The sequence below is a fragment of the Kitasatospora putterlickiae genome, from assembly GCF_039527695.1.
GTDB classification, from domain to species: domain Bacteria; phylum Actinomycetota; class Actinomycetes; order Streptomycetales; family Streptomycetaceae; genus Kitasatospora; species Kitasatospora putterlickiae.
In genome coordinates, this window is record NZ_BAAAKJ010000364.1 from 1 (window position 1) to 1,456 (window position 1,456).

Annotated in this window: 1 protein-coding gene and 1 pseudogene; both read right to left on the reverse strand. The window is 72.3% G+C overall.

Translation table 11 applies throughout. The annotated features are described in order from the left end of the window. A pseudogene (locus ABD308_RS32750) lies at positions 1–362 on the reverse strand (hypothetical protein); the annotation flags it as partial. A gap of 109 nt (positions 363–471) precedes the next feature. After that, positions 472–1,245: a bestrophin-like domain gene (locus tag ABD308_RS32755; RefSeq protein WP_344343163.1), complete on the reverse strand. Its 774-nt coding sequence runs from the start codon at positions 1,243–1,245 to the stop codon at positions 472–474. Between the last annotated feature and the right edge of the window lie 211 nt (positions 1,246–1,456).

Here is a 1,456-nt window from a genome sequence, read left to right on the forward strand (position 1 = left end):
GTCCGGCCTCCGGCGAGGGCGAACCGGAGGCCGGCCATCATCACCGGGAAGAGGGCGATCAGGCAGGGGCCGTCGCACCCGCCGCCCCCGCCGCCACCACCACCACCACCGCTACCACCGCCACAGCCGCCGCCACTGCCGCTGCCGCTCGTGCTGCTGCCGCCACCGGTGCAGCCGGGCGGGAGGCAGTCCGTCGGGTCGTTGTCCTTCTTCTGCTGCCCGTGCCTGCGCAGGTACGCCTGCCACTCCCGCTGCTGACGCTTGCGCCGGCGCCGCTCCTCGGGCGGCAGCCACCACCAGGCGCGTCCGGGCCGTTGGGTGGTCGGGAACTGTTCGCCCTGGGCGGGCTGCTGGTGGGACAACGCTGACGATTCCTCTCGGCGCGCACGCCGGGGCCGACCCCCAACGGCTCGATCAGACTATCGAAGGCCGCGAAAGCGGGGGTCGGCCCGGAGGGGAACCGGAAGGCGCTCAGCCGCTCCCGCCACCGAGGTGCGGGAACAGGTCGGTGAACGTCTGGGTGGTGACCGAGACGCTGCGGCCGAACGGGTCGTCGAAGTCCCAGATGAGGAACAGCAGGAAGGCGATCAGCGCGCTGAACGCACCGGCCAGCAGCAACTCCCGCCGGGATCGCCGGATCTGCAGGGCGAACACCATGCCGACCGTCACCACGGCGCCCACGATCAGGCCGAACCAGACCACCCCGGGCATGGTCGGACCGGCGTTCTGCCCGCGCGCGTTGCGGGCGTCGTCGGCGATGCTGATCCGGTCCATGATCGGCTGGTAGGCCTGGGCCTCCAGGTCGGAGACCGGGGCGCGGGTCGCGACGTCGGTGCGCAGCTTCGCCAGCAGCTCGGTGCCCCGCTCGGAGATCTCGCCGTGCTCGCGCATGTACGTCCACTCCACGTCCACCACGTAGGAGACGTAGGCGTCGACGTCGGAGCGGACCTTCTCCCGGAACTCCACCGGGTAGACCTGCGCCCGCTCGCTCACCTCGTGCAGCGACTGCGCCTCGCGGAAGACGTCGTCCTGCGCCACGCCGCGCGCCTCCCAGACGCCGGCGATGGCGAGGCCGAGCACGATCGCGTAGACCACGCCGATCATCATCGTCATGTACTCGATGACGTCGGGCGTCTCGTCGGTGTCCTCGTCCGCTCCGGCGCGGCGGTGCCTCAGCAGCACCACCGCCACCACGACGGCGCAGGCCGCCAGCATGGCGATGGCCAGCGCCAACCACTCGGACATGGGAACTCCTTTCTCGGTCGGGGATCGACAGGGTCGATCGACAACAGTCGGGACCGCTCGTCGGGCCGGATACGGGCCGACGAACGGGACGTCACAGGGGAAGGGGAGGCGGCGTCAGGATCCGCTGGAACCGCCGGCACCGCCCGAGCCGCGGGAGCCGCCACCACCGCGACCGGCCCGGCCGCGTGGGCGCAGGGCCAGCGCCGCCGGG